We start from the raw sequence: 708 nt of genomic DNA on the forward strand, positions 1-708 counted from the left end.
GGGGGGGGGGGGGGGGCGGGGGGGGGGGGGGGGGTGGGTGCGGGGGCTGGGGGGCGAAGCGGGGAGGGGGGGGGGGGGGGGGTGGGCGCCCCCCCCCCCCCCCCCCCCCCCCCGTTGCCGCCCTACCGTTGTTCGACGGCCCGCTCGGTCGGCGGCCGGGAGAGCCCCAGGATGGCCAGCGCGATCCCGGCGCCCTGGTCGCCCAGCCGGGCGGCGTAGCGGTGCAGCATCGCGTTCTCCTGCGCGAGGCTGGTGGTCGGCAATCCGGCGGCACGGCGGCTGAGTTGCTGGCCGCGGGCCAGGCGGATGCGGTGGACGAGCTGGGCGATCAGCTGCTCGTCGAGCTCGCTGAGCTCGGCCGCGGCCGGGTCCGCGGTGCCCTCGGTGGAGGGCAGCGGCACTCTCGGTGCGTCGCCGTGCGGGAAGGGTTCGGGCATGGCGGTGATCCTCGTCGACGTCGGGGCGCTCGGCCCGGGGGGCCGCACCCATGGCTCGCGCAACTGACGATCCAGCCGAACGCCCCGGCAATTCCCTAGAGTCCGGGACCGGTTCGGACGTGATCGACAGACCCTAGGGAAATTCGGCGCGGCCCCGATCGAGACTGGGCGCTGGAGTGCGGGAATGCGAGCGCCGCGCGTGCCGGGCACGCGGGCCGTCCTCAAGCGGATCCCTGCCGTTCGCCGGTCTTCCAGATGGGTTGCGTCGATG

General features: G+C 76.3%; 1 protein-coding gene. It reads right to left on the reverse strand.

All coding sequences use genetic code 11. The annotated features are described in order from the left end of the window. Positions 1–122: 122 nt before the first annotated feature. Positions 123–437 carry a chorismate mutase family protein gene (locus ACZ4W5_RS34050; RefSeq protein WP_360229474.1) on the reverse strand — a complete coding sequence of 105 codons (315 nt, stop codon included), beginning with the start codon at positions 435–437 and terminating at the stop codon, positions 123–125. Positions 438–708: the final 271 nt, after the last annotated feature.

The sequence above is a fragment of the Kitasatospora sp. NPDC029367 genome (assembly GCF_055569135.1).

Coding starts and splice junctions, on each gene's coding strand:
- ACZ4W5_RS34050 (WP_360229474.1), bottom strand. CDS start 437: ATGCCCGAACCCTTCCCGCACGGCGACGCACCGAGAGTGCCGCTGCCC.